Raw genomic sequence first — 25,547 nt, forward strand, 5'->3', positions numbered from 1 at the left:
TATAACTCTAAGGAGGATATATTCCTATGGCAAACCAAAATTCTTCAAATCAATTAGTAGTACCAGGAGCAACAGCTGCAATCGACCAAATGAAGTACGAAATCGCTCAAGAATTTGGTGTACAATTAGGAGCAGATTCTACAGCTCGTGCTAACGGTTCTGTTGGTGGCGAAATCACAAAACGTCTAGTTGCAATGGCTGAGCAAAGCCTTGGCGGATTCCACAAATAAATATATATGGCAAAAAGGTCTCAAGGCATATGCCTTGAGACCTTCCTTCATTTATTGCAACATTTGTAAAAACTTCTTCGTACGTTCTTCTTTTGGATTTGTAAATACATCTTCTGGTGTACCTTGTTCGACAACGACACCGCCATCCATGAAAATAACGCGGTTTGCAATTTGATGCGCAAAGCGCATTTCGTGCGTTACAATGACCATCGTCATGCCTTCTTTAGCAAGTTCTTTCATTACTTTCAGAACTTCTTGAACGAGTTCAGGATCAAGTGCTGACGTCGGCTCATCAAATAGTAACACTTCCGGCTCCATCGCAAGCGCGCGAGCAATTCCAACGCGCTGTTGTTGTCCGCCTGATAGTTGGAACGGATATAAGTCTACTTTATCCGCAAGACCAACTTTTTCAAGGAAATAGTTTGCTTTTTTCTTCGCTTCTTCTTTCCCCATCTTTTTCACTGTAACGAGCCCTTCCATTACATTTTGAAGTGCTGTTAAATGCGGGAATAGATTATGGTGCTGGAATACCATACCTGTTTGCGTACGAAGATTGACAATATCTTTCTTCGTTACTTTTTGAGAGAAGTCGAGTTCTTTATTACCGATACGAATATGACCAGCGTTTGGCGTTTCTAACACGTTAAGACAACGTAAGAATGTCGTTTTACCAGATCCAGACGGTCCGATAATAACAACAACTTCGCCCTTCTCAACTGTTAAATCTATATGCTTTAGTACGGTATTATCTCCGAAACTTTTTTGTAAGTGCTGAATTGAAATCATAAAAACAAAAACTCCTTTTGTAAAAGGATTATTTTAATGTGTAGCGTTCTGAACGCTTTTCTAACATCTGTTGTACGATTGATAATAAGAAACAAATAACCCAATAAATAAGACCTGCTTCGAAATAAACAATTAAAAACTCATAGTTCATTGCCGCAATTTCCTGCGCTTTTCGGAACATTTCTGTTACTAAAATTAACGATGCTAATGAAGTATCCTTCACTAAGCTAATAAATGTATTCGAAAGCGGCGGGATTGATACGCGCGTCGCTTGCGGTAAAATAACACGTTTTAACGCTTGTGGGTACGTCATCCCAATTGTGTAAGCTGCTTCCCACTGCCCTTTCGGAATGGAAAGGATCGAAGCACGAATAATTTCAGATGCATACGCACCAACATTTAATGAAAATCCAACAACTGCTGCTGTATATGGCTCAACTTCAATATTAAGAGTTGGAAGACCATAGAAAATAATAAATAACTGTACAAGAAGTGGCGTTCCGCGAATGATAGATACATAGATACGAGCAATCCATTGTAAAATACGACTACCTGAAATACGTGCAAGCGCCGTTAACGTCGCAAGTATAAGGCCGATAATAAATGTAATTAGCGTTAATGGAATTGTCGTAAAAACAGCTTCCTTCAGCATAGGCATGAAGGAAGACTGCATAATATCCATCCAAGTAGACAATCGATCTGAAACTAATGCACTACTTAGATACATTTTCACCGAACCATTTTTTCGCTATTTTGTCATACGTACCATCTTTTTTCATATCTTCTAACGCTTTATCTACTTCTTGTACAAGCTTAGTGCTACCTTTACGGAATAAAAATCCACTTTCTGAAGCTTCTTTTTCTGTATCTACAATTTTAATTTTTGCATCTTTTTTCGTTTCTAAATAGTTTAACACTGATAATTTATCATTAATTGTAAAATCCACGCGTCCTGAAGCTAATAATTCTGCCGCTTGGCTAAATCCTTCTACACCAACGATTTCCGCACCATTTTTCTTAGCAATATCTGCATAGTTACTTGTTAAAGATTGTGCTCCTTTTAATCCTTTTACATCAGCAAATGTAGCAGGTTTATCTTTATCTTTATCTTTTGCAATAACTAATGCCGCTGAAGATGAAACATACGGTTTAGAGAAGTCATATTTCTTTTGACGGTCTTCACGAATACCAACTTCGTTTGCAACCATATCGAAACGCTTTGCATCTAAACCAGCAAGTAAGCTATCCCATTGCGTTTCTTTAAATACAGGTTTTACGCCTAAACGTTTTGCAACTTCTTCTGCTAATTCAACGTCAAATCCAGTTAATTTATTACTTGAATCGTGGAACGTAAATGGTGGATATGTACCTTCTGTACCAATTACAAGTTCACCGCTTTGTTTAATCTTTTGTAACGCGTCTTGACTAGCTGTATCTTTTTTTTCTTCTTTACCGCAGCCCGCTACAATCCCGATTGCTAATGTAGTTACTGCAAGTACTGAAAATAATTTTTTCATGATGATAATCCTCCAAGTATTCTGATAGGAATTTAAAAACTATATTGATTGTATGCAATCTTGAACAATTTTTCAATGAAAATGTTCTTATTTAGTTTATCCTTTTTCTTCATAATCAAACAAAAGGGAAAAATAACACCACATACAAAAAATAAGTAACATTTTTTAATATAGCATTTATTGTACGAAAGGTAAAATAATACTTCTTATTTAACTGCCCTGATTCATTAAAAAAAGAACTTGTGAAAATCACAAGTTCTCCGCCATACATATTAAGCGCTCTGGTTCCCTTCCATTTGCGTTTTGTACATATCGTAATAACGCCCGCGCTTTTTCATTAGTTCATCATGAGAGCCTTTTTCTAAAATCGTCCCTCTATCAAGCACGATAATTTGATCTGCGCTTTTAATCGTTGAAAGTCGGTGAGCGATAATAAATGTCGTTCTTCCTTTTTTCACAACTTCTAATGCTTGTTGAATCATAGCTTCCGTCTCTGTATCAATACTAGACGTCGCTTCATCTAAAATTAAAATGGCTGGATCAAATGCAAGTGCTCTAGCAAACGATATAAGCTGACGTTCTCCGGTTGAAAGGGTACTTCCTTTCTCCGTAATTTCTTCATTTATATTGTTCGCAAATCTTTCCGCACCAACATCACGCAACGCTTTTACAATGCGCTCTTTTGAAATGTTTTCATTTTCTAAACTTACATTAGATGCTACTGTTCCGCTAAATAAAAACGGATCTTGCAGTACAATTCCCATATGTTCACGAGTTGCTTGTTTCGGCATCTCTTTTACATCATGACCATCAATCGTAAGCTTTCCTTTTTCAAACTCGTAAAACTGAAAAAGTACATTCATAATGGAACTTTTTCCTGATCCAGTATGACCGACAAGCGCGACTGTCTCGCCTTGTTTCGCTTCAAAAGAAATATTTTTTAACACTTCATCTTTTCCATTATAAGAAAACGACACATTATCAAACTTCACATTTCCTTGTAAGCGAGGCATACGTTCTTCTTCTACTGTTTCTCCTTTTTCCTCTAACAATTCAAAAACACGCTCTGATGCAACACGCGATTGTTCCAAGTTAGCAAGCTGATTCACCATATTTGTAATCGGTGAGAACAATCGTGTTAAATAATCAACGAACGCATACAGTATCCCTAGAGAAATGATGCCTGAAGCACTTAATGAAGCACCACCGAAATACCAGATTACACCTGTGAAAGCGATATTTCTTAATACACCTACTAAGTTATGCGAAGTTGCTGCATTTAAATTCAAAATTTTATTTTGATACTTAAAATAATCTCCATTTAATTCATCAAACTCTTTTTTCGTTTCGCGCTCTTGACGGAACGCTTGAATAATTGGCATCCCTTGAATGGATTCATTCACTGTTCCGTTAATATCAGATAAACGTGAACGCATTTTATGATTGTATACAGACGCATACTTTCTATAAAGAATTGCCCAAACGATTAATATCGGGATAATAAGTAAACATATCGTTGCTAATTTTACATCGAGTAAAAATAAAGCCGCAAATATCCCGATAATATAAATGATACTAGAGACGAATGTCGCAAGTACCGTTACATATAAATCACGAATGGCTTCCGTATCATTCGTTACACGCGATACAATTTTCCCTGCTGGTAAATGATCAAAATAACGAATCGGCAACGTTTGAATATGAGAAAAGACATCTTCCCTCATAATTTGAATAATTTTGTTCGCCGCCTTCTGTAAGAAAAACTGCTTTCCGTATGCAAACAAGGATACGACTACTAATAAAGCGAAGTATCCACCACCAAGTAATAATAGACGGTTTATTTCTGGTTTATAAAACGCAAACACTTCTTCTTTCGTCAATGCTTTCGCTTTATACACTTGCACCGCCTTACCGTTTTGAACGGTAATCATATCACCTTTTACAGTCCGTGACCCTTCCAGATTTACTTTATTCGGTACAAAGTAATATTGAAAACCGACTTGCATCACACGTACTTCTTTTCCTTTTTTCTCACCTTCCTGGAAGCGATCGCTTCGCTTATAAAAGGCGCCATTATACGAAACAGCCTCTTCACTCTTTTCTGTTTCATACCAAGGCTTCTCTATTCCAACGATATGATCGTCAATCATCGTTTTCGCGACGAAAGGACCCGCAAGCTCTGCGATGACGAAAATAAATAACATTAGCATCGCTGCAAAAATCGTCCCTTTTACCTTCATCGCATATTGAAACAATCGTTTTGAAACGCTCATATTTTCACCCCACTATCCGCACTTTCTTTTTCCCCTTGTTGTCTTTCAAACTGCTCCGCATACCAGCCTCCACTCTTAACAAGCTGATCATGCGTACCTTCTTCTATTACTTGCCCGTCATCCATAACGAGAATCCAATCCGCATGTTGTACGGCAGATAAACGATGCGTCGTAATAATCGTCGTCTTTCCGCTTCTTTCTGTTCTTATATTGTCAATGATCGCAGCTTCCGTACGAGCATCAACAGCTGATAAAGAATCGTCCAAGATTAAAATTTCTGGATTTTGAATAACAGCTCGCGCAATCGAGATCCTTTGTTTTTGTCCTCCTGATAAAGAAACACCTTTCTCTCCAACGAGCGTTTCTAACCCTTCTGGTAAAAACTCTAAATCCTTTTTAAACGCCGCGATTTCAATCGCTTTCTCGAGTTCTTCTTCCGTCGCTTCCCTATTTCCGAATAAAATATTTTCTCTCGCTGTTTTTGAGAACAAAATATGTTCCTGCGGTACATATCCAATCCAGCCGAGTACATTTTCATTCGTCATTTTATCTAACCTCACATCAGAGACTGCAATATCCCCATCTCCAAGCGGATATTGACGAAGAAGCTGACGGACAAGCGTCGTCTTTCCGCTTCCTGTTTTCCCGACAACACCAAGCGTTTCTCCTTGTTTTAATGTAAACGAAACCTTCTTTAAATTTGTTTCAGTTGATGAAGGATATGAAAAGGTAACATCATCAAACTGAATATAATCCGGCTCTTGTACAACCTTTGGATGTTTCGGATCCTTTACATCTGGTTCATACGCTAACGTTTCATTTACACGGTCTAATGAAGCATTTCCTCTTTGCATAACATTGATTAATTCGCCAATTGCGAACATCGGCCAAATCATCATCCCTAAATACACGTTAAATGAAACGAGTTCCCCAAGCGTCACCTTTGATTGAAATACAAGATATGCACCGTACACTAAACCAATTAAATAACTAAGACCAACAAGCATTTTCACAGTTGGTTGGAATAGTGCATCGATTCTTGCTACCTTCATATTCTTTTCGTAGACGTCATCTCCTAAATGATGAAATCTTTCTTGATCTGCATTTTCTTGTACGTATGCACGAATCACGCGCACACCAGCTATTGACTCAAGTACTTTATCGTTCATATCACCGAACGCATCTTGCGCAACTGTAAATCTTTCATGCAATTTCTTTCCATATATATTCATCGCATACGCCATAATCGGAAGCGGTATAAGTGCCGCAAATGTAAGCTCCCAACTAATTGTAAATCCCATCATAAAGACAATTGTAAGCATATATAAACTCGAATCTACGAGCGTTAATATACCGAAACCAGCTGTCATAGCGATTGCTTTTAAATCATTTGTCGCTCTCGCCATTAAATCGCCAGTACGATTTTTTTGGTAAAAAGTCGGCGTCATTTTAAGTAAATGCCCCATGAATTTAGAGCGCATCGTTTTCTCAAGTACGAATGCACCGCCAAACAATTGATGTTGCCAAACGAAAGTGAGACCATATCCAACAATCGTGACCCCTATTAAAATAAGAATAGACTGTATAATAGCTTCGTTTGATAACGTTCCTGTTTTTATATTATCAATCGTAACCCCGAGTACTTTCGGAGGAATAACTTCAACTATATTTACAATTAAAAGTGCACCAATGGCGATACTATATCTCTTCCAATGTTCTTTAAAAAACCATCTTAACTTTAGTAATACTGAAAACAATATAACCTCTCCCTTCTCATTCTCGTTTACCTCTCGTTTCTTTATCCACTATCCAGACCCATCACATTTACATTTCGTAACCCATACAATCTCATCACATTTTTCCACCTTCCAAAATTTTATTTAGTAACATGGAAAATAAACAAAAAAAAGCATACCGCCGCTTGACGATATGCACAACAATGCATAAAAAGCGTACGTTACGATATACGCAACGTACGCTTTTTATAAGACAAAGATGCCCTATATATCCGTACGGGTTGCGTAATGATATGAATGTTTTCTGCCATTTAATAGAGCTAAGCCCATTACATTTACGATTACAATCATTACGCACACCCCCTTCATTTATTTTCCATTTATAATCTTACAACTTTATTGAGTATTCTGTCAATTATTTTTTTACAGACCGAACGAAAATATACGCTACATCATTTTGAAATAAGGGAATATTCTGCAAGAAAGGGCATACAAAATAAAAAAGAAATAAGAAATCGTTTTCACAAACATTTCATTTGAAAAATGTTATCAAACCCCCTACAATCACCTTATACTCACTCTTACAAGTTGCTATTTTAGGAGGACTAATCATGACAACTAGCAATACGTACAAATTTTATTTAAACGGAGAATGGAGAGAAAGCTCTTCAGGAGAAACAATCGAAATTCCATCTCCATACTTACACGAAGTAATTGGACAAGTACAAGCAATTACTCGCGGAGAAGTAGATGAAGCAATTGCATCTGCAAAAGAAGCTCAAAAATCATGGGCGGAAGCTTCTCTGCAAGATCGCGCAAAATATTTATATAAATGGGCTGATGAGCTCGTAAATATGCAAGATGAAATTGCCGATATCATTATGAAAGAAGTCGGTAAAGGATATAAAGATGCGAAGAAAGAAGTTGTTCGTACAGCTGACTTCATTCGTTACACAATCGAAGAAGCTTTACATATGCACGGAGAAAGCATGATGGGCGATAGCTTCCCGGGCGGTACAAAATCTAAACTTGCGATTATCCAACGCGCACCACTTGGTGTTGTATTAGCAATCGCGCCGTTTAACTACCCAGTAAACTTATCTGCTGCAAAACTCGCGCCAGCATTAATTATGGGTAACGCTGTTATTTTCAAACCAGCAACTCAAGGTGCAATTAGCGGTATTAAAATGGTGGAAGCACTTCATAAAGCTGGCCTTCCAAAAGGTCTTGTGAACGTAGCGACAGGACGCGGTTCTGTAATTGGTGACTACTTAGTAGAACACGAAGGCATCGATATGGTATCGTTCACAGGTGGTACAAACACAGGTAAACATTTAGCGAAAAAAGCTGCAATGATTCCACTTGTATTAGAACTTGGTGGTAAAGACCCTGGTATCGTTCGTGAAGATGCTGACTTACAAGATGCTGCAAACCATATCGTAAGCGGTGCATTTTCTTACTCTGGTCAACGTTGTACAGCTATTAAGCGTGTACTTGTACACGAAAACGTAGCGGACGAGCTTGTTGGCTTATTACAAGAGCAAGTAGCTAAACTATCAGTTGGATCTCCAGAACAAGACAGCACAATCGTTCCATTAATCGACGACAAATCTGCTGATTTCGTTCAAGGTTTAGTTGACGATGCTGTAGAAAAGGGGGCAACGATCGTTATCGGTAACAAACGTGAGCGTAACTTAATTTACCCAACATTAATTGACCATGTAACAGAAGACATGACAGTTGCTTGGGAAGAGCCATTCGGCCCAATCCTTCCAATCATCCGTGTTTCTTCAGATGAGCAAGCAATTGAAATTGCTAACAAATCAGAGTTCGGTCTGCAAGCAAGTGTCTTCACTAAAGACATTAACAAAGCATTTGCAATTGCTAACAAAATCGAAACTGGTTCTGTTCAAATTAATGGACGCACAGAGCGCGGCCCTGACCACTTCCCATTCATCGGTGTAAAAGGTTCAGGTATGGGCGCACAAGGTATTCGTAAGAGCCTTGAGTCTATGACACGTGAAAAAGTAACTGTATTAAACTTAGTTTAATCTTATATGTAGAAGCTGATCTTAAATTAGATCAGCTTCTTTTTATATAGTTTAGTTCACGAGTTGTTTTTCCATAGGTAAATTCACACATTTTACAGAAATTTGATATCCTAGCCATCTCTCCGCAATATGTTCAAATGATGAAACAGAGCCTGTTGTAAAAAATCGATGCACCGGATTCAAATTGTCAGACAGAATTCCTTTGTGCTGCAAAATTGTGCTTAACTCTATTGCTGTTTCTTCTGCAGAACTAATAATCGTTACATTCTCTCCTAGTTCCTTTTTAATATAGGACTCTAAAAGTGGATAATGCGTACATCCGAGAATTAGCGTATCTATATCTTCTTTCGTTAATGGCAGTAAAGCTTGTTTCACTTGCTCGGTTACATATGCTGTATCTTCTAATTGATTTTCTACAACTGTAGCTAAAGTCGGGCACGCATGACTATGCACTTTCAAATATGTATCAAGCTCATGCAATGCTTTTTCGTACATATTAGATTTTATCGTACCTACAGTTCCAATTACCCCGATTTTCCCTTTCTTCGTCACTTTAATTGCCGCTCTTGCTCCTGGATGTATAACGCCAATAACTGGAATAGAAAGTGCTTTTTGTAGCGCAGTCAATGCAGCAGCTGCAGCAGTATTACATGCTACAACTAGAGCTTTTAACGGAAACTGTTTGAGGAACTCAACCATTTCAAATACGAAAGATTGTACCTCTTCTACACTTCTTGGCCCATACGGACAACGCTCATTATCACCAATATAATAAATGCTCTCTTTAGGCAATTGTCTTATAATTTCGCTCGCAACTGTTAATCCCCCAACTCCCGAATCTAACACACCTATTACTGAATGTTTATGACATACAGACATATACTTCATCCCCTTTTCAATCATCTAGCGCCAATAACATTTATTATATTATGAAAATTCAATATTGCATAATAATCCCTCTTACTTTTAATAACAAACTCTTCTCTATAATCTGATTATTACTATATCCATTGACGTATAAAAATTCATTTGTTACTCTTAAATACGTTAAATTAATATTTAAATCCTCATTCGTATCTCGGTGAGGTAGAGGTTGCAGTCATTAAGAGTATCATTTCAGGAGATGTAGTGGCATTGATGAACGAATGAGAAAGGAATGATTGCCGAAGTAAGCCCGTGTCCACCATGCACGCTTGCTGGGTCTGCATTGAATAAGTGCAGAACTGTCACAAACGTTTCGTTTGTGGAGAGCTATCGAGAGGTATGTCGTGGGTTTCTTATAAGATAGAAAGCATGTAACGGCAAATTACGTGCTTTTTTTGTTTTGTTTGGGACTTCTCTTCCTGACTCAGGAAGACATACATATCTCCTCGCTTGACTTGGTTATACTAACTTTGGAGGTATTTTCTATGCAACAAAAAAAATGGGGCTTTTGGGTACTAACAGCTTTCGTTGTCGGTAACATGGTTGGCGCTGGTATTTTCATGGTGCCAAGTACGTTGGCACAAACAGCAAGCCCTCTCGGTGTCACTTTAGCTTGGTTAACAACAGGGTTTGGTGTTTTAATGCTAGCTCTTGTTTTCGGTAATTTAGCAATTCGTCGTCCTGATTTAACGACAGGACCACAAAGTCATGCATATGCTTTATTCTCAACACCAAAAAAGAAAAAAATGGCTGGTTTCAGTATGGTATGGGGATATTGGGTTGCAAACTGGGCAAGTAACGTTGCCATCATTACATCATTTGCGGGATATTTATCTCTCTTCTTCCCGATTATGAAAGATACACGACTACTATTTTCAATCGGTTCTTTTAATGTAGAAGTCGGAAAACTAATTACATTTACGATTTGTTCCATCTTACTTTGGGGAACTCATATTATATTAACAAACGGTGTAAGCGGAGCTGGAAAGCTAAACTTCTTAGCAACAACAACGAAAGTAACTGGATTCCTATTATTCATCGTCGTTACGTTATTTGCATTCGAAGCTTCTAAGTTTGGACAATGGTACACACCGATGATCGATAAATCAGGTGTATCACATGGCCTTCTTTCACAAGTAAACTTAGCTGCTCTTACGACGCTTTGGGCATTTATCGGAATTGAATCAGCGGTTCTTTTATCAAACCGTGCCGTTTCTCCAAAAACGGTAAAACGCGCAACAGTTGCGGGATTACTTATTACAGTTGCGATTTACTTAGGAATTACAATTTTAACAATGGGTGTACTTCACATTGATAAATTACAAACTTCTGAACGTCCATTAGCAGACGCACTAAATGCTGCAATGGGTCATGGCGGCGGGAAATTGATGGCATTACTTGCTCTTACTTCCCTATTCGGTTCCATCTTAGGCTGGATTTTATTAAGCTCAGAAGTACCGTATCAAGCAGCAAAAGAAGGTTTCTTCCCTTCCTTCTTCACAAAAACAAACAAAAAAGGAAGTCCAATTTATTCATTACGATTAACAAACATTATGTCGCAAGTGTTCTTATTCTCAACATTATCAGGAACAATTGCGGAAGCTTATACATTCGTTATTACCGTATCAACACTGGCCTACCTCATTCCATATCTCGTTTCACCAATCTTCCAGTTAAAACTAGTCGCAACTGGTGAAACGTATAAAAATGAAATGCGGGCAAGAATTACAGATGGCATAGTCGCAGTGATTGCACTTTGCTACGCACTATGGGTTATTAAAACAGGAGCAGCCGATATAAAAACATTCCTTCTCGGAATTGGTTTATTCGTAATCGGCTTTGCTTTCTATCCATTAATGAATCGTGATCAGAAAAAAAATAACGAAAAGAAAAACGGGCAAGTTGCATAACGCAATTTGCTCGTTTTTTCTTTTGTAAAACATATATAATAGAACAAAGAGGTGAAAAACATGTCAATTGAATCACTATGGAGCAGCCGCTTCCAACAACATATGCAAAATATCATTACATACTTTGCACGTATGATTAACGGTTTACTATATAGCTTTATCTTTATTTCATGCGTTGGTGCATACTACTATGCTCAGTTTCTAAAAGCATCTCCTTCTAAAGGAATATCTTTACTACTCATCACGATTGTACTTACATTCATTATAACGAGATGCCCGATCCGTACATTTATTCAAAAACCTGATGCTGTCTATTTACTAGCACTAGAAGAGAAATTAACATCTTATTTCAAAAAATCTCTTCTATACAATTATATCATTCAGCTTTTCCCATTATTATTTACGTTCCTTATTCTCGTTCCACTTGCGCTACAATCATTGCAAGTAACTGTACCTTTCTTATGTACAATCTTTATCGTTTTAATGATTACGAAAGCTTGGAACATGTACATACATTGGATGTGGCGTGATAGTCATGAAAACGGCATATGGTTCATTATTCGTATTACTTGTAACGCACTCATCATTTACATGCTGTTTTACTCAGCAAACATTCTCATATTAGGCGGATTACTTTTACTGCTTGCTTTCCTGCTTCTATATACGAAAAAGCAGCCTACAAAACGAATACCGTGGGATTACATAATTGAACAAGAAGAAAAAATGAACGTTCGTTTTTATCAATTTGCTAGCATCTTCACCGATGTTCCGCAACTAAATAAGCAAGTAAATAAAAGAAAATGGCTTACAACTTGGATTGAACCTTTATTACATAAAAAACGAGCAACTTTCTTCTATTTACATACACTAGCTTTTTTACGCGGGAATGATTATTTCGGTATATATATTCGTTTAGGATTGATCGGTGCCTTCGCCTTATATTTTATACCAAACATTTACGTAAAAGGCGCTATCGCATATATCGTCCTATATATGATTTCTATGCAGCTTCGTTCCCTATGGAAATATTTTTCGGGAAATATTATTGCAGCATTATATCCAATTCATACTGAGAAACGAATGAATCAATTTCTTCACTTAATCTTTATATTGCTAAGTATTCAACTCATTGTATTTTCAATTGTTATACTCATTGCTACAGGTCAATTTTTACATAGCCTTATCATTATGATTATCGGGTTACTTTGGATCAAATTTATTATTGTACCAAAAACGAAGCAACGCGTTCCCTCGTTTTAACGAAAAGAATTATCTTAAAAGCTAAGGAGAGAATAAATTCTCTCCTTAGCTTTTTATTTTTCCTTCTCAAACAAGAATCACCGGCACAATCGATATTTTTATGATTTTCACATAAAAAAATGATAATACATGTTTACGTCCTAATAAAGAGGGTATGTATTAAATTAACAAGGGAAATGAACTGGGGGGATTAAATAAATAGACAATACGACGCATTGCTCAAAGACGATTCTGGAACCGATAATATAATATAAGGAGCGGATTAGAATGAGTAAAAAAATTGCTACTTTAATAACAGATTATTTCGAGGACACAGAATACACAGAGCCAGCAGAAGCTTTTAAACAAAAGGGATATGAATTAACAACTATTGAAGCAAAAAAAGGTAAAACGGTACACGGTAAACAAGGAAAAAGTGAAGTTGTAATTGATAAAGGTATCGATGATGTTTCTCCAGAGAACTTTGATGCCCTCTTCATACCAGGCGGATTTTCCCCAGATATACTTCGTGCAGATGAACGTTTCGTTCGCTTTAGCAAATCATTTATGGATACGAAAAAACCTGTTTTTGCTATTTGTCACGGACCTCAATTACTCATCACTGCACAAACACTTGAAGGACGCGATGTGACTGGATATAAATCCATTGAGGTCGACTTGAAAAATGCCGGCGGAAATTTTCATGACAAAGAGGTTGTCGTATGCCAAAATCAGCTAGTAACAAGTAGACAACCTGAAGATATCCCAGCGTTTATTGAAGAATCATTGCGTATACTAGGATAGTTATTATAGGTTAGCCAAAATAGCTGTTTAGCTACTTTGGTTAACCTTTTTATTTGTATGAAAAATAAAAAGGAATGTCATTTTTAATGACCTATGGATTCCCCCCTTCTTCGTCCCCAAATTTCTAATCACTTTTCATAGGCATTTCTCATATAGTGAAAATGACTATACGATTCCTATCCATAAGTTAAATAATAATTTTACACATATATAAATAAAAAAAGATGGGAGCCTTAATCATGAATAACAATCCACCTTCAACGCCCCAAGACAATTCCGAAAACAATAGCCGTGACATTACACTGCAAACATTAAGGGTCATCGGACTCGTCGTCCTTATTAGTGGTTATATCCTCGTTGCGCTCTCTGAAGTAGGTGAGCTGAAAGTCTTATTAACAAATCCAAATAGCAATCCTGATTTAGCTGAAGTTGATCCGTTTTAAAAGCCATATGAAAAGCGATTTCTAGCATCGCTTTTCATATCGTTTTATCCAATTTGAGAAACCTCCTCCTCATACTTCTCTCTCCCAATCGCTTTCATAAATAATAAAATACTGCTCATACCAACGATAAAGTACAGAGCACTCATGCCCCAAGATGCAAGAAATGAACCTAGCATAACACCTAATGCCCCGTTCATTTTTGCCATTTGAAAGACCATTCCGTTAATCGCCATATATGAACCTCTCGCCTCATTTGGCACCATATCTGCCATAATAGATTGACGTACTGGCACATACATCATCTCTCCCACAGTTTGGAAAAGCCCTGCAATTAATAAAATCCATAAGCTATTGCTCGTTCCAAGTATTGTAAAGCCAATCGTATAAATGAATAAACCTACATATAAGATTTTCAAATCGTTGAAGCTTTTCAGCATTTTAATAAGAAGTGCTGAACATAACACAACTAAAATGGTGTTCTCTGCAGAAATCCAGCTCAGCATGCGAATACCTGTTAAATCAAACGTAACACCATTCCCGAATAAAAAGTGCACCGTTTCAAATTCCTTCTGCAAACGTACTCCTAAATAATTATTAATCTGAAACTCTAAAGATAACGTACATATACTTGCTGCACAAAAAATTAAAAACGCTCTATCTTTCATTACGACTTTATAACTATCTGCCATATCTTTTAATACATTTTTCTTTTCTACTGTTTTTCTAGCTACATACACCTCTTCCATATATACAGCCATCACATATAAAGTAATAATTGCAACTACTGTTAATACGATAAACAATTGTAATCTATAGTTTTCAAATAGTAGCCCTCCAAATATCGCTCCAATCGCAATGGATAAATTAATAGCCCAATAATTAATACTGTACATCACTTTTCGATTTTCAGGTGTACTCACATCAATTAACATCGCCTCTGTCGCAGGATTCATAAGTCCAGATCCTAAACTATTCACTAGCATAAATACAAATGTTAACCACGGTGAATCTACATAATCCGAATTCGCAACTCCCATACAAGCAATGGAAATGACTTGTATACTTTGACCGATAATCATCACCTTTTTACGCCCAAGCCGGTCTCCAACATATCCACCGTATAAACCAATTACTAATGAAGCTATGACATTAATGAGTAGTAAAGCACCAGCAATCGCACTACCTAACTTTATTGAAAAATAAATCGCCATAAATGGAAAAATCATCGTGGACACAGTACGTGTTAAAAACGAAGTTATAATTCTAATTTTTATATTTCGATGCATACTCCAAAATCCCATTGTTTCCCCCTCCTTATGCTTACTTATTTTACTTTGAAAAAAAGGAAGAAAAAGGTTAGAATATTCTAAAGAGTTTCCCCTTTTATAATAGAAGGAAGTGTATATATGAAAATTATGGACTATTACATTAGACTAAGACTACATGCACAAGATCAACAACATATGCGAAATAGCTTACAAGAATTAGCGGATGTTTTATATTGCAGTACGAAAAACGTAAAGATTTTATTAAAGAAAATGAGCGAGGAGCAATTAATTCACTGGACTCCAGGGCGAGGCCGCGGGAATAAAACGGAAATTCTATTTATACATAATTTCGTAGAAGCGATTGAGTCCTATACAGATGAACTGTTAGCGCAAGAAAAATTAAAAGATATCTTTCTTCTTTTAAAAGAACCCCTACCCCTTGCACTTCAAAAAAAGATAGAAAATAAACTACATCATCATTTTGGATACGAACCTTCAAATGATATGTACGACATATTAAAGATCCCTATATCGAGAAAGCTATTCCCATTAGATCCGGCTTTTGTAGCTGTAACTACAGAGAGCCATCTTACGGGTCAAATTTTTGACACGTTAGTCGTTTATAACGATGTTACGGAAAAAATGGAACCACACATTGCGCATACGTGGGAATTAAGTGAAGACGGGCTGACGTGGACTTTTTATTTACGAAAGGACATTCATTTTCATAACGAAACAGTTTTAACTTCTAAAGATGTACAATTTTCATTTGAAAGACTAAAAGAAGTTCACTCTCCTTTTGAATGGTTAACAGAAGAAATTGTTCAAATTGAAACGCCATCACCACTGCAAATTCGATTTCATTTAGCAAAACCAAATTTATTTTTCTTACACTATGTAAGTTCCATACAACTAGCAATTTTACCGCGTGATGTGAGTATCCAAACTCATCATTACATAGGTACTGGACCTTTCAAACTTGCTCATTACTCTGAAGATAATATCGTGCTCGAAGCGTTCACTCATTATTTTAAAGAGCGCGCTTTATTAGACCGTATTGAATTTTGGGGTATTCCTGATCATGTACAAATCGATGCTGATTATGAACTACCAAATGAAGAGAAAAATGAAAGGCATAATATACAAATAGAAGAAATAGGTTGTATTTATGCTAGCTTCAACTTTACAAAATCTGGTCCTCATCACGACATTTACTTTCGAAAGGCTTGGAGAGAACTATATGACGTTGAAACGATACTTCGTAGCATAGAAGGAAGACGGACAATTGCTGCATCAAGCTTTTTCCCTGAAAGAAGCCGCAAAAGTCCTACAAGGTCCTACTCTTTAAAAAAAGCGAAAGAGTATTTAAAGAAGAGCACCTATAATGGAGAAACGATACACATTTATTTCTTCGCATTTAAAGATAGTGCAAATGATGCATATTTCCTAAAAGAACGATGTGAAAGTTTAGGTATACAAGTAGAGCTTCACCCCTTTCTCGTTTCAGATTATATGAACCGTTCTATCGATCAACATGCCGATATTATTTTCATGGGAGAAGTATTTGCTGCCGATCATGAACTTGCATTCTTAAATGTATTTAAAAATAAAAGTTGCTTCGTAAATCGGTTCATGGACCCGCACTATGAAAAACAAATTAACTGCTTACTTGATACCTTTTTATTAGAAGAAAATAAAGAGAAGCGCTATGAGCTCATGTATGAGATCGAAGAATTTTTACAAACAGAACAAATCATTTTATTTAACTATCACGTTTTAAAAAGAAAAACATATCCTTCTGCTTTAAAAAATGTAACAATTGATTCATTCGGCTGGGCAAATTTTGCGAAGTTATGGATACAGCCATCTACGTATTAAAGTATGAGTTTTTATAAAAGGAGAAGGTACTACATCCTTAGTAGTACCTTCTTCACATACAAGTATAAACTATTATTTAATTACTCCATCTAAATGATCTTTCAAGTTCAATAAATACTGCTCAATATCCGGATTCTTCACCACATCATAACAAGCAAAGCTCTTTAACGGGCTCATACCAAGAAACTTCTGCACGCGGTGTAAATGACTAAGCGTTGATTCTAGACTTTCCCCTTCAAAGAACTTCGTCTTATCTCCAAAAGAATTTTCAGGTGCATTCCAAGTTGTAGAGAACATATACTCTTTCTCTGTTAATAAACCACCTGTTCCATATTCATCTGCACCTTTAAAGAACAAACCGTATTCATACACTTCATCCATATACGTTTTAAATAAGCCCGGTACACTAAACCAATAAATTGGCGTTTGATAAATCACCACATCAGCCCATAAAAACTTCTCTTGTTCTTCTTTAATACTATAGCCATCTTGAATCGTTGTTGTTTTCACATGATGCTTCTCACTTAATACCGTTACCATATAATCAACTAACGTTTTATTTAATCGTCCTTCTTTCGTACCGTATTTTTCATGTCCATTTATAATAAATATATTTTTCATCACTTTTCTCTCCCCTATATAATTTACTCCTCAGCTATTAACCCAAGTTGTTGTTTCAGCGTAAGATTATCTTCTAAATGCCAGTCTTCTGTAATCTTTCCGTCTTTTACATGTAAAATATCAATTGCAAAAAAATCGATTTTTTTATCGTTATGCGTTCCTGTAAAAGAAAGACGAGCTGTTACTTTATCACCAACGACTAATAAATCTTCAATCTCGCAATGTATATTAGGAACGATTTTACGAAAATTTTGCGCCGCAAATTTTAATCCTTCCGTGCCTTGTGGTCGCCCTTTCGGCAATGTATGATCGAAAAAATTTTCAGTAACAGTCTGCGGAATAAGCTCCTCTTTACCTGTATCCCAAAATGCATAAAAACGCTGCGCTGCATGAACCATTTCGGTCGCCTCCTTTTGACTTAATGAGGGATCAATTGTCATCGCTTTTGGCTTTGGCATTTCTTTTAATAACTGGACTTCCGTTTTTTCTTCCACGCCGCATGCTACAAGTACAATACAAACAACAAACAAACTAAGGAATCTAAACAACTTTTTTATCCCCATGAAAATCACCTCCTCCTCATCTAAACCCTTTGTATTTCGTATTGCTATTGTATATGCACTAACTTCCTTTATGGAAGTAGTGATATTTTTTTCATATAGTTACCAAAAGTATAGTTATGTGATACTATAAAGAAAATTCAGCCAAAAAAATTTTATGGAGGCTAGTTCCATGAACAATATAGATTCAGTTGAATTAACGAAAGGTTTACCTGGCATACCTTGTCCTATCGCTAAAACGCTTGATGTAATTCGTACGAAATGGACATTTTTAATCATTCGTGATCTTCTTATCGAAGGAACATTACGCTTTAGTGATTTACAAAAATCAATGGATGGTATTAGTCCAAAAACATTATCGCTTCGACTAAAAGAATTAGAGTCTCAAGGCATTATAACGAGAAAAGTATATCCAGAAGTTCCGCCTCGTGTAGAGTACACATTAACGGATAAAGGAAAGCAATTAGAGGGGATATTTATTGAATTAAAACGGTTTGGATTAAGCTTATAAAACAAAAACCCCTTACCGTCGTAAGGGGGTTTATTACTTCGCAAAACTTTCAGCCAACTGTTTCTCTCTCCACATAAATGTAATAGCAAGACCAACTATTAAAACAACTCCTGAAAAGGCATATGGATAATGAATATTCATATCAAATAATATTCCGCCCATCGCTGGTCCTGCGATATTTCCTAAGCTCGTATAAGTCGAATTCATACCAGCAACGAACCCTTGCTCTTTTCCAGCTGCTTTTGATAAAAACGTCGTTAAAGCTGGACGAAGTAAATCAAATGCAAGGAAAATGAAACACGTAACGAGAAGTACAATCCAATAATTAAAGACTACCGTTGAAACGAACGCTAATACTGCACCTACAATTAAACATATTTGAATTAACACTTTTTCACCGAATATATCAACCAATTTACCAAACATAAACACTTGCACAACTACCCCAAAGATTGAACTAATTGTAATAATTGCCGCAATATCTTTCGGTGTAAATCCAAACTTATGATCAGAAAACAGACTAAACACAGTTTCATACGCTGATAAACCGAATGCAAGTACAAATACGATAATAAATGCGATTGCATACATTGGATGTAATGATTTCTTTAAATCACCAATAAAGCTTGATTCTTTCGTATTAGAAGAAATCTCTGCAAGCTCTTCTTTCGTTAACGGTTCTTTTAAAATAAAGATCGAAATTACACATGCTATAAAAGCAATTGCTGCTGCAACGAAAAACGGCACACGTATACCGTATTCTGCAATAAATCCGCCGATTCCAGGACCTATAATAAAGCCGGTACTAATAGCAGCAGATAAATATCCCATCGCCTTTGGACGTTCCTGCATAGATGTAATATCCGCAACATATGCAGTAACACCAGGCATAATAAACGCAGCACTAATTCCGCCTAACACCCTCGCTGCATATAGCATCCATACATCTGTTCCTAATCCAAAAAGAAGCTCTGAAACACCAAAAATAAATAATCCAATGATGATCATTTTCTTCCTACCGTAAAGATCGACCCATCGGCCTGTAATAGGTGAAGCAATAAGCTGAGCCATTGCAAACACTGCAACGAGATATCCCATCGTCTTACCTGTTAAACCCATATCATTCATAAAGGACGGCATAACCGGAATGATTAATCCAATCCCTAAAAAAGCGATAAATATATTACTCAAAAGAATGACCAATACCACCTTTTGTTCTTTTATCGGTTTCTTCACTTTCAACACCTCTTCCCGTAAGCTCCCCTCAAAAAAATAATGCCCAAGAAGCTTTTTCTTTATCCTGCTATTTGTGGGCTAATCATGAGTAGAGATGCCCCTACTCGTTAGAATTTCACTGTATCCTTCCACACATACATACGCATTAGGTGAATGACTATCATTCAGTTTTCCTCAAAAATGAACCTACCTTCTCAGACAGGTTCATCTCACTATTTCTTTATATGTAATGCATGTGTTAAAAAATCTAGTACTTCTGCCTTTTGTAGCTCAACTTGCTCATCATCTTTATGATCATATAAATACACTTGTTCTGCTGCTGATTCAACTAGAGCGATAAATAACTTCGCTGTTCGCTCTGCGTGAACCGAATCACGAATTTCACCAGCTTCTTTCGCCCCACTTAAAAATTCACTTAGCCACATATAAAGAGGCTCATACACAGCTTCCCATTCTTTTATATGTTCCGTAGATGCAAGACCTGCATACATTAAAGCTTGTATTTCACGATATTCCGCTATGAAGTGAAACACCGCATCTATTACTTGCGTAACTTTATTTGAAAAAGGCGCATCATTTTGCACTTTTTCTTTCACTGCAAGGATCATCTTCTCAACCATCACTTCTGCTATTGCAGGCATAACAGATAACTTAGAAGGAAAATATAAATAGAAAGTTCCTTGTGCAATGCCAGCCAATTTCACGATATCAGAAATCTTCGTTTTTTCAACGCCCTTTTCCTGAAACACTTCAATAGCTGCATAGACAATTTTCTCTTTTTTATTCATCATCTAAACCCTTTCACACGCGTATTGAATGACTGTCACTCATTTTATAAGATAATCGATTGTACTGTCAATGATAGTGAACTTTGCGAGGAAATCATTTTTTTCATAATAAAATCTCCTAACCAAAAATTAGGAGATAAAAACACCAAATACCTTTAAGAAAGAGCCTTTAACCCTGTCACGCCGCATACAATAAGAGCTACACTTAATGATACGTGCTTTACTTTTCGACTCACCAAACAGGAACATGTTTAATAAAACGGCACCTGCTGTTCCAATACCAATCCAAACCGCATACGCGACACTTACTTGTAAAAATAAGAAAGATGTATACAAGAATGCAAAGGATGTAGCAAACCCACCTATATAAAGTGCACCATTTGCTAACGTTTTATCTTTACTATACATTTTAAGACCGATCACACCGACTATTTCACTAATTGCAGCACAAAATACGAAAAACCAACCCATCCTTAAGCAGCTCCTTCCATAGTTTCTTCTTTATTATCAGCTAGTTTTAAACCGATAACGCCGGCTACAACCATCACGATAAAGAATAATTTCCCTACACTAAAACTTCCGCCGAAAAGGAATACATCCATTAAGAAAGTACCTACCGTACCAGCTCCGGCAAAAATGGCATATACAGTCCCTGTTGCAAGATGTTCACACGCTTTAGAAAGGAAGTGAAAATCAACAGCGATAACGCCTAAAATAATAATCCAATGCCACCAAGTATCGGCCGTATTAAAACCAAACACCCAAAAAATTTCAAAGATGCATGTTAATATGACATATAACCAAGCTCTATTCTTCATACCTCTCACCTCTTATGACTGACTATCAGTCATTTTTGTTTTAAAAAAATATACTCCTTCATCACTACTATTATATAAACAACTATCATCCTCATTTACCATTTATATTTGTTCCGTTTCCAAACTAACTACACGCTTTCACAGGAAATGACTGAATGTCATTCATATATATTGTACATGAATATTTTAAAAACTGTCAATGCCGAAAGTTTATTTAAAATTTCTTTCATCAGATTTGTATATTTCCTAATAATCTGTCAATACTGCTAGTAACATAATATTTTCTCCACTCCCCCTTGGAGAGATCCCTTGAATAGAGCAGTTAGCTTTTGCTAGCTGCTCTTTTTTATTTGCCAACACACTATGAGATCAAATCCATGTTTATCCTATAACTAAGGAGCGGATTTTGTTTTCTATTTATTTTCCAAAGAGGCCTTGTATGCAATAATTTTATTCTCAAGCATCTTCTCTGTAATTACTAAGTTTTCTCTTTGATCTTGAATAGATTTCCTATGATCTTCTAGGAGCTGTAAACGGGCTTCAGTTGTATGCTCTCCTTCTAAATATAACCTGGCGTATTCCCTTATTTTCGCTATTGGCATTTGCGTTTGTTTTAATTTCATTACAAACTGCAACCATGTTATATGTGATTCATCATACACTCTATTTCCATTTGTATTACGATTTGCAATTAATATATTTTCCTTTTCATAATAACGTAATGTATGAGTGCTTACTCCTATTAATTTAGCCACCTCGCTAATTGTGTACATACTCTAACTCCCTCCACATACTTACCCTCATATATTTTACGACCTTATCAAATTTATAAAAAAACATTTGACTTAGAGTATACTCTAACAAATAAAATCTAACTATAATAAATTCATTTGAACTTAGGGGGATTTTATATGAAATACACTGTTATTACTGGTGCAAGTTCTGGAATCGGTTATGAAGCAGCTTTAGCCTTTGCATCTCGCGGAAAGAACTTAATACTTGTAGCTAGAAGACAAGAAGAATTAGACAGATTAAAATTAAAAATTAACGAAATGAATCCAGAATTGGATGTTGTCATTCGAAGAACGGATTTGTCCATCACAGAAAATGTTTATAAGCTTTATGAAAGCCTACAAACTTTTCAAATTGAAACGTGGATTAACAACGCAGGTTTTGGTAATTTCGCTTCAATTGCCAAACAAAATTTAAATAAAATAGAGAAGATGTTGCATGTCAATATAGAAGCACTAACGATACTTTCTTCTCTTTTCGTTCGAGATTATTCCATGGTTGATGGAACACAGCTTATTAACGTTTCATCGGGCGGTGGATACACGATTGTTGCTAACGCTGTTACGTACTGTGCTACGAAATTCTACGTAAGTGCATTTACAGAAGGGTTGTCTCACGAATTGAGGGAACAAGGCGCAAAACTGCAAGCAAAAGTTTTAGCTCCAGCTGCAACTGAAACAGAATTTGCAAAGCGTTCATTTGATATTGATGAATTCCAATACGATAATGTTGTACCGAAATTCCACACTGCAAAACAAATGGCACAATTTATGCTCGATCTTTACGATAGCGATAAAGTTGTAGGGCTTGTCGATGGTTCTACTTATAACTATGAACTTAAAAACCCCATTTTTAAGTTTGCAGTAAGAAAAACGAATTCAAGTTCTTAATTTCCCCTAAAACACAGATGCCCACTATTACGTAAATAATAGTGGGATTTTTTCTGTCTGAAAAATTCACCCAACATACCGAATCATCGCCACCTCATCACAATAATCAACCTTTGGACAATGCCTACAATCAATCCATACTTTCTCTGGGAAAGCATCTCTATTCACAAAATCAAACCCGCACTTTTGAAAAAATTCCGTTTCATATGTTAAAGAAATAACTCTACTCACTTTTATTTTCGCCGCCTCATTTATTACATGGTTTACTAACATACGTCCAATCCCTTTTCCTGCATATGTATGCGAAACGACTAACGATCGTACTTCTGCAAGGTCCTCTCCTAATACATGTAAACCAGCAACTCCGATGATTTCCCCCTCTTCTTTCATAACATATAAACATTGTAAATATTGATAGAGAGATAAAAGAGAACGCGGTAAAACCACTCCCTCTTTTGCGTAAATCTCAATGAGATTATAAATTTCTTTCACATCACTCGTAACCGCATTACAGATTTTCATATTCTATCCCCTTGTCCCCGATATTAATATTTATAACTTAAAGTGAATTTTAATACATATTTTTATATAATAATACATCTCTCTTTTCGTCTCGTCAATCACTTTATACAAACAAAAAACCAAGCGATCTAATCGATGCTCGGTCCCTCATTTCGTATCGGTAATACGGTCGAATATTTAATTTCACGAAGTGCTAAACTCGTCTGTATCTTTGTAATACCAAGCTTATTTAGCTTTCTAATAAACTGCTCTAATTCTTTACGATCACGATTTGCAACCTTTAATAAATAATCATACTCTCCTGTTAAGCAGTGACATTCTAACACTTCAGGCATCGCTTCTAATTCTTTTTCCAGCACTTCAAGTTTATCCGATTGATGAATATTCGTACTCATAAAAATGAAGCATAACAAATCAAAACCAAGCTTTTCTTGGTTTAAAATAGCTACTTGCTTATCAATGAATCCTTCTCCATCTAACCTTTTAATTCTTGCATGCATTGCAGCTGGTGATAAATTAACGCGTCGTGCAAGCTCTGCATTACTTACTTGTGACTCCTTCTGCAATATATCTAAAATTTGTACGTCCAAATCATCCAACACTTTAATAACTGACGACTCCATTACAATTCCCCCTTTTTTCTTACCGATGATTATTCGAAAAAACACCTTACAACTTATATAAAACTGAACATCATTTCTAAAACACTATTTAAAACAAAATATTTTATCGACTTTTGTTCATTATACAAAAGAATATATTACATACAGAAGAAAAATGCTAAAATTATTTAAAATTCACATTGATTACAACAAAGGGGATTTTAATATGCCTTATTTTTATGTCTTTTTACTATTACTAACGAGCTTATTATGGGGAGGAAACTTTGTCGTTGGAAAATCACTCGTTGATCACGCATCTCCAATGACACTTACAAGTTTAAGATGGATGATTGCGATTGTTTGTTTATTACCGATGGTATGGTTTAAAGAAAAGAAAATCATTCCACCACGCGCGGCGATACTTCCGTTAATACTCATGGGGATTTCAGGGGTCGCTCTTTTTAACATCTTTCAATTTTTAGCATTAGAAAAAACATCCGCAACAAATGTAGGGCTTATTTCTACATTAAACGCAATTTCAATCGCATTATTTTCTGTCTTATTTCTAAAAGAAAAAGTAAATACACTTCAAATTTTATCTATGATTCTTTCATTCTTCGGGGTGATCCTCGTCCTATTAAAAGGTAACCTTGCACTTTTATTTTCACTACATTTTAATAGTGGTGACTTATGGATGATTGCGGCTGTTTGCATTTGGGGAATCTATTCTGTTTGTAGTAAATGGGCAACAAAAACAACGACACCACTCATGGCCACATTATACTCTGGTATTTTCGGCGTTATTTTATTACTGCCATTTAACACTGGAAGCTTCACTGTTACAAATATCAACACTTCTTTTATAACATCACTTTTATATACAGGACTCATTTCCACAGTTCTTTGTATGGTATTTTGGAATGTTGGCGTACAAAAATTAGGAGCAACTACATCTGGTATTTTTCTAAACTTTAATCCAATTTTTACCGCTATTTTAGCATTCCTGTTCCTCGGTGAAGAACTAACATGGATACAAATTGTAGGGACAATGATCGTTGTAACAGGATGTTATTTATTTTCTCATTTCAAAACAGTTACTGTTCAGCCAACTGGAGCTTTAATACGAAAACATTCGTAATGAAAAAACA

The 25,547-nt window shown here is 36.1% G+C and carries 25 protein-coding genes, 1 pseudogene and 1 riboswitch; of the genes and pseudogenes, 10 read left to right on the plus strand and 16 right to left on the minus strand.

What is annotated here, in order from left to right; all coding sequences use genetic code 11:
• Nucleotides 1–26 precede the first annotated feature (26 nt).
• On the plus strand, nt 27–230 hold the full coding sequence (gene sasP / locus RTP99_RS17395; RefSeq protein ID WP_000013338.1) for a small acid-soluble spore protein, SasP family: 204 nt from the start codon (nt 27–29) through the stop codon (nt 228–230).
• Nucleotides 231–281: 51 nt separating this feature from the next.
• Here sasP and RTP99_RS17400 read toward each other — a convergent pair whose 3' ends face one another.
• The 5 genes from RTP99_RS17400 to RTP99_RS17420 all read right to left on the minus strand — a co-directional run bounded on the left by RTP99_RS17400 (nt 282) and on the right by RTP99_RS17420 (nt 6,563).
• Nucleotides 282–1,016 carry an amino acid ABC transporter ATP-binding protein gene (locus RTP99_RS17400; RefSeq protein WP_000623600.1) on the minus strand — a complete coding sequence of 245 codons (735 nt, stop codon included), beginning with the start codon at nt 1,014–1,016 and terminating at the stop codon, nt 282–284.
• A 28-nt stretch (nt 1,017–1,044) separates the two neighbouring features.
• Nucleotides 1,045–1,743: an amino acid ABC transporter permease gene (locus tag RTP99_RS17405; RefSeq protein WP_014893277.1), complete on the minus strand. Its 699-nt coding sequence runs from the start codon at nt 1,741–1,743 to the stop codon at nt 1,045–1,047.
• The gene (locus RTP99_RS17410) at nt 1,730–2,533 is read right to left on the minus strand and encodes an amino acid ABC transporter substrate-binding protein (RefSeq protein ID WP_312366649.1); all 804 of its coding nucleotides are present in this window, start codon (nt 2,531–2,533) and stop codon (nt 1,730–1,732) included. Before RTP99_RS17410 ends, RTP99_RS17405 begins: the two co-directional genes overlap by 14 nt.
• A 272-nt stretch (nt 2,534–2,805) precedes the next feature.
• The gene (locus RTP99_RS17415) at nt 2,806–4,806 is read right to left on the minus strand and encodes an ABC transporter ATP-binding protein (RefSeq protein WP_000116626.1); all 2,001 of its coding nucleotides are present in this window, start codon (nt 4,804–4,806) and stop codon (nt 2,806–2,808) included.
• Entirely contained in the window at nt 4,803–6,563 is a 1,761-nt protein-coding gene (locus tag RTP99_RS17420) for an ABC transporter ATP-binding protein (RefSeq protein ID WP_000493206.1), read from the minus strand. Before RTP99_RS17420 ends, RTP99_RS17415 begins: the two co-directional genes overlap by 4 nt.
• Before the next feature lie 590 nt (nt 6,564–7,153).
• Here RTP99_RS17420 and gapN point away from each other — a divergent pair.
• The gene (gene gapN / locus RTP99_RS17425; protein ID WP_312366653.1) at nt 7,154–8,593 is read left to right on the plus strand and encodes an NADP-dependent glyceraldehyde-3-phosphate dehydrogenase; all 1,440 of its coding nucleotides are present in this window, start codon (nt 7,154–7,156) and stop codon (nt 8,591–8,593) included.
• 51 nt (nt 8,594–8,644) lie between these two features.
• Here the strand turns inward: gapN and racE are convergent, their stop codons facing one another.
• Nucleotides 8,645–9,472 carry a glutamate racemase gene (gene racE / locus RTP99_RS17430; protein ID WP_000109660.1) on the minus strand — a complete coding sequence of 276 codons (828 nt, stop codon included), beginning with the start codon at nt 9,470–9,472 and terminating at the stop codon, nt 8,645–8,647.
• A gap of 200 nt (nt 9,473–9,672) precedes the next feature.
• A riboswitch (Lysine riboswitch) is annotated at nt 9,673–9,855 on the plus strand.
• Nucleotides 9,856–10,002: 147 nt separating this feature from the next.
• On the opposite strand from racE, the gene RTP99_RS17435 reads away from it, so the two are divergent.
• From RTP99_RS17435 to RTP99_RS17450, 4 genes are all read left to right on the plus strand, one after another.
• Entirely contained in the window at nt 10,003–11,427 is a 1,425-nt protein-coding gene (locus tag RTP99_RS17435; protein WP_001186313.1) for an amino acid permease, read from the plus strand.
• 60 nt (nt 11,428–11,487) lie between these two features.
• Nucleotides 11,488–12,687, plus strand: coding sequence for an ABC transporter permease (locus RTP99_RS17440; RefSeq protein ID WP_000021411.1), 1,200 nt, complete (start codon nt 11,488–11,490; stop codon nt 12,685–12,687).
• 267 nt (nt 12,688–12,954) lie between these two features.
• Complete coding sequence (locus tag RTP99_RS17445; RefSeq protein ID WP_000037556.1) at nt 12,955–13,470, plus strand: type 1 glutamine amidotransferase domain-containing protein; 516 nt, start codon at nt 12,955–12,957, stop codon at nt 13,468–13,470.
• A gap of 239 nt (nt 13,471–13,709) precedes the next feature.
• Complete coding sequence (locus RTP99_RS17450; protein ID WP_001063872.1) at nt 13,710–13,913, plus strand: hypothetical protein; 204 nt, start codon at nt 13,710–13,712, stop codon at nt 13,911–13,913.
• A 44-nt stretch (nt 13,914–13,957) separates the two neighbouring features.
• Here the strand turns inward: RTP99_RS17450 and RTP99_RS17455 are convergent, their stop codons facing one another.
• Nucleotides 13,958–15,214 (minus strand): MDR family MFS transporter, encoded by a 1,257-nt coding sequence (locus RTP99_RS17455; RefSeq protein WP_000508216.1) that lies wholly within the window; start codon nt 15,212–15,214, stop codon nt 13,958–13,960.
• A 105-nt stretch (nt 15,215–15,319) separates the two neighbouring features.
• On the opposite strand from RTP99_RS17455, the gene RTP99_RS17460 reads away from it, so the two are divergent.
• Nucleotides 15,320–17,059 carry an SgrR family transcriptional regulator gene (locus RTP99_RS17460; RefSeq protein ID WP_000699847.1) on the plus strand — a complete coding sequence of 580 codons (1,740 nt, stop codon included), beginning with the start codon at nt 15,320–15,322 and terminating at the stop codon, nt 17,057–17,059.
• A gap of 72 nt (nt 17,060–17,131) precedes the next feature.
• On the opposite strand, the gene RTP99_RS17465 is transcribed toward RTP99_RS17460, so the two are convergent.
• Both RTP99_RS17465 and RTP99_RS17470 read right to left on the minus strand, forming a co-directional pair.
• Complete coding sequence (locus RTP99_RS17465; RefSeq protein ID WP_011040036.1) at nt 17,132–17,680, minus strand: NAD(P)H-dependent oxidoreductase; 549 nt, start codon at nt 17,678–17,680, stop codon at nt 17,132–17,134.
• Between the two features lie 23 nt (nt 17,681–17,703).
• The gene (locus tag RTP99_RS17470) at nt 17,704–18,243 is read right to left on the minus strand and encodes an ester cyclase (RefSeq protein WP_000511567.1); all 540 of its coding nucleotides are present in this window, start codon (nt 18,241–18,243) and stop codon (nt 17,704–17,706) included.
• A gap of 169 nt (nt 18,244–18,412) precedes the next feature.
• Between RTP99_RS17470 and RTP99_RS17475 the strand changes: the two genes are divergently transcribed.
• Nucleotides 18,413–18,751 (plus strand): winged helix-turn-helix transcriptional regulator, encoded by a 339-nt coding sequence (locus tag RTP99_RS17475; RefSeq protein WP_001059476.1) that lies wholly within the window; start codon nt 18,413–18,415, stop codon nt 18,749–18,751.
• A gap of 33 nt (nt 18,752–18,784) precedes the next feature.
• On the opposite strand, the gene RTP99_RS17480 is transcribed toward RTP99_RS17475, so the two are convergent.
• The 5 genes and pseudogenes from RTP99_RS17480 to RTP99_RS17500 all read right to left on the minus strand — a co-directional run bounded on the left by RTP99_RS17480 (nt 18,785) and on the right by RTP99_RS17500 (nt 22,366).
• Nucleotides 18,785–19,987 (minus strand): MFS transporter, encoded by a 1,203-nt coding sequence (locus RTP99_RS17480; RefSeq protein WP_000742972.1) that lies wholly within the window; start codon nt 19,985–19,987, stop codon nt 18,785–18,787.
• 212 nt (nt 19,988–20,199) lie between these two features.
• Entirely contained in the window at nt 20,200–20,778 is a 579-nt protein-coding gene (locus tag RTP99_RS17485) for a TetR/AcrR family transcriptional regulator (protein WP_041184468.1), read from the minus strand.
• A gap of 152 nt (nt 20,779–20,930) precedes the next feature.
• Nucleotides 20,931–21,246, minus strand: a pseudogene (locus RTP99_RS17490) (DMT family transporter).
• A 2-nt stretch (nt 21,247–21,248) separates the two neighbouring features.
• A complete protein-coding gene (locus tag RTP99_RS17495) occupies nt 21,249–21,593 on the minus strand; it encodes a DMT family transporter (protein ID WP_000796013.1) in 345 nt (114 codons plus the stop codon).
• Nucleotides 21,594–22,006: 413 nt separating this feature from the next.
• Nucleotides 22,007–22,366: a MerR family transcriptional regulator gene (locus tag RTP99_RS17500; RefSeq protein ID WP_000288057.1), complete on the minus strand. Its 360-nt coding sequence runs from the start codon at nt 22,364–22,366 to the stop codon at nt 22,007–22,009.
• 138 nt (nt 22,367–22,504) lie between these two features.
• Here RTP99_RS17500 and RTP99_RS17505 point away from each other — a divergent pair, with 138 nt between their 5' ends.
• On the plus strand, nt 22,505–23,275 hold the full coding sequence (locus tag RTP99_RS17505; protein WP_000878069.1) for an SDR family NAD(P)-dependent oxidoreductase: 771 nt from the start codon (nt 22,505–22,507) through the stop codon (nt 23,273–23,275).
• 66 nt (nt 23,276–23,341) lie between these two features.
• Here RTP99_RS17505 and RTP99_RS17510 read toward each other — a convergent pair whose 3' ends face one another.
• Nucleotides 23,342–23,797: an N-acetyltransferase gene (locus RTP99_RS17510; protein ID WP_000686654.1), complete on the minus strand. Its 456-nt coding sequence runs from the start codon at nt 23,795–23,797 to the stop codon at nt 23,342–23,344.
• Nucleotides 23,798–23,925: 128 nt separating this feature from the next.
• Nucleotides 23,926–24,420: an Lrp/AsnC family transcriptional regulator gene (locus RTP99_RS17515; protein WP_000446104.1), complete on the minus strand. Its 495-nt coding sequence runs from the start codon at nt 24,418–24,420 to the stop codon at nt 23,926–23,928.
• Between the two features lie 205 nt (nt 24,421–24,625).
• Between RTP99_RS17515 and RTP99_RS17520 the strand changes: the two genes are divergently transcribed.
• On the plus strand, nt 24,626–25,537 hold the full coding sequence (locus RTP99_RS17520) for a DMT family transporter (RefSeq protein ID WP_001146281.1): 912 nt from the start codon (nt 24,626–24,628) through the stop codon (nt 25,535–25,537).
• Nucleotides 25,538–25,547 lie beyond the last annotated feature (10 nt).

This window comes from Bacillus sp. (in: firmicutes), from assembly GCF_031983925.1.
GTDB lineage: Bacteria > Bacillota > Bacilli > Bacillales > Bacillaceae_G > Bacillus_A > Bacillus_A pacificus.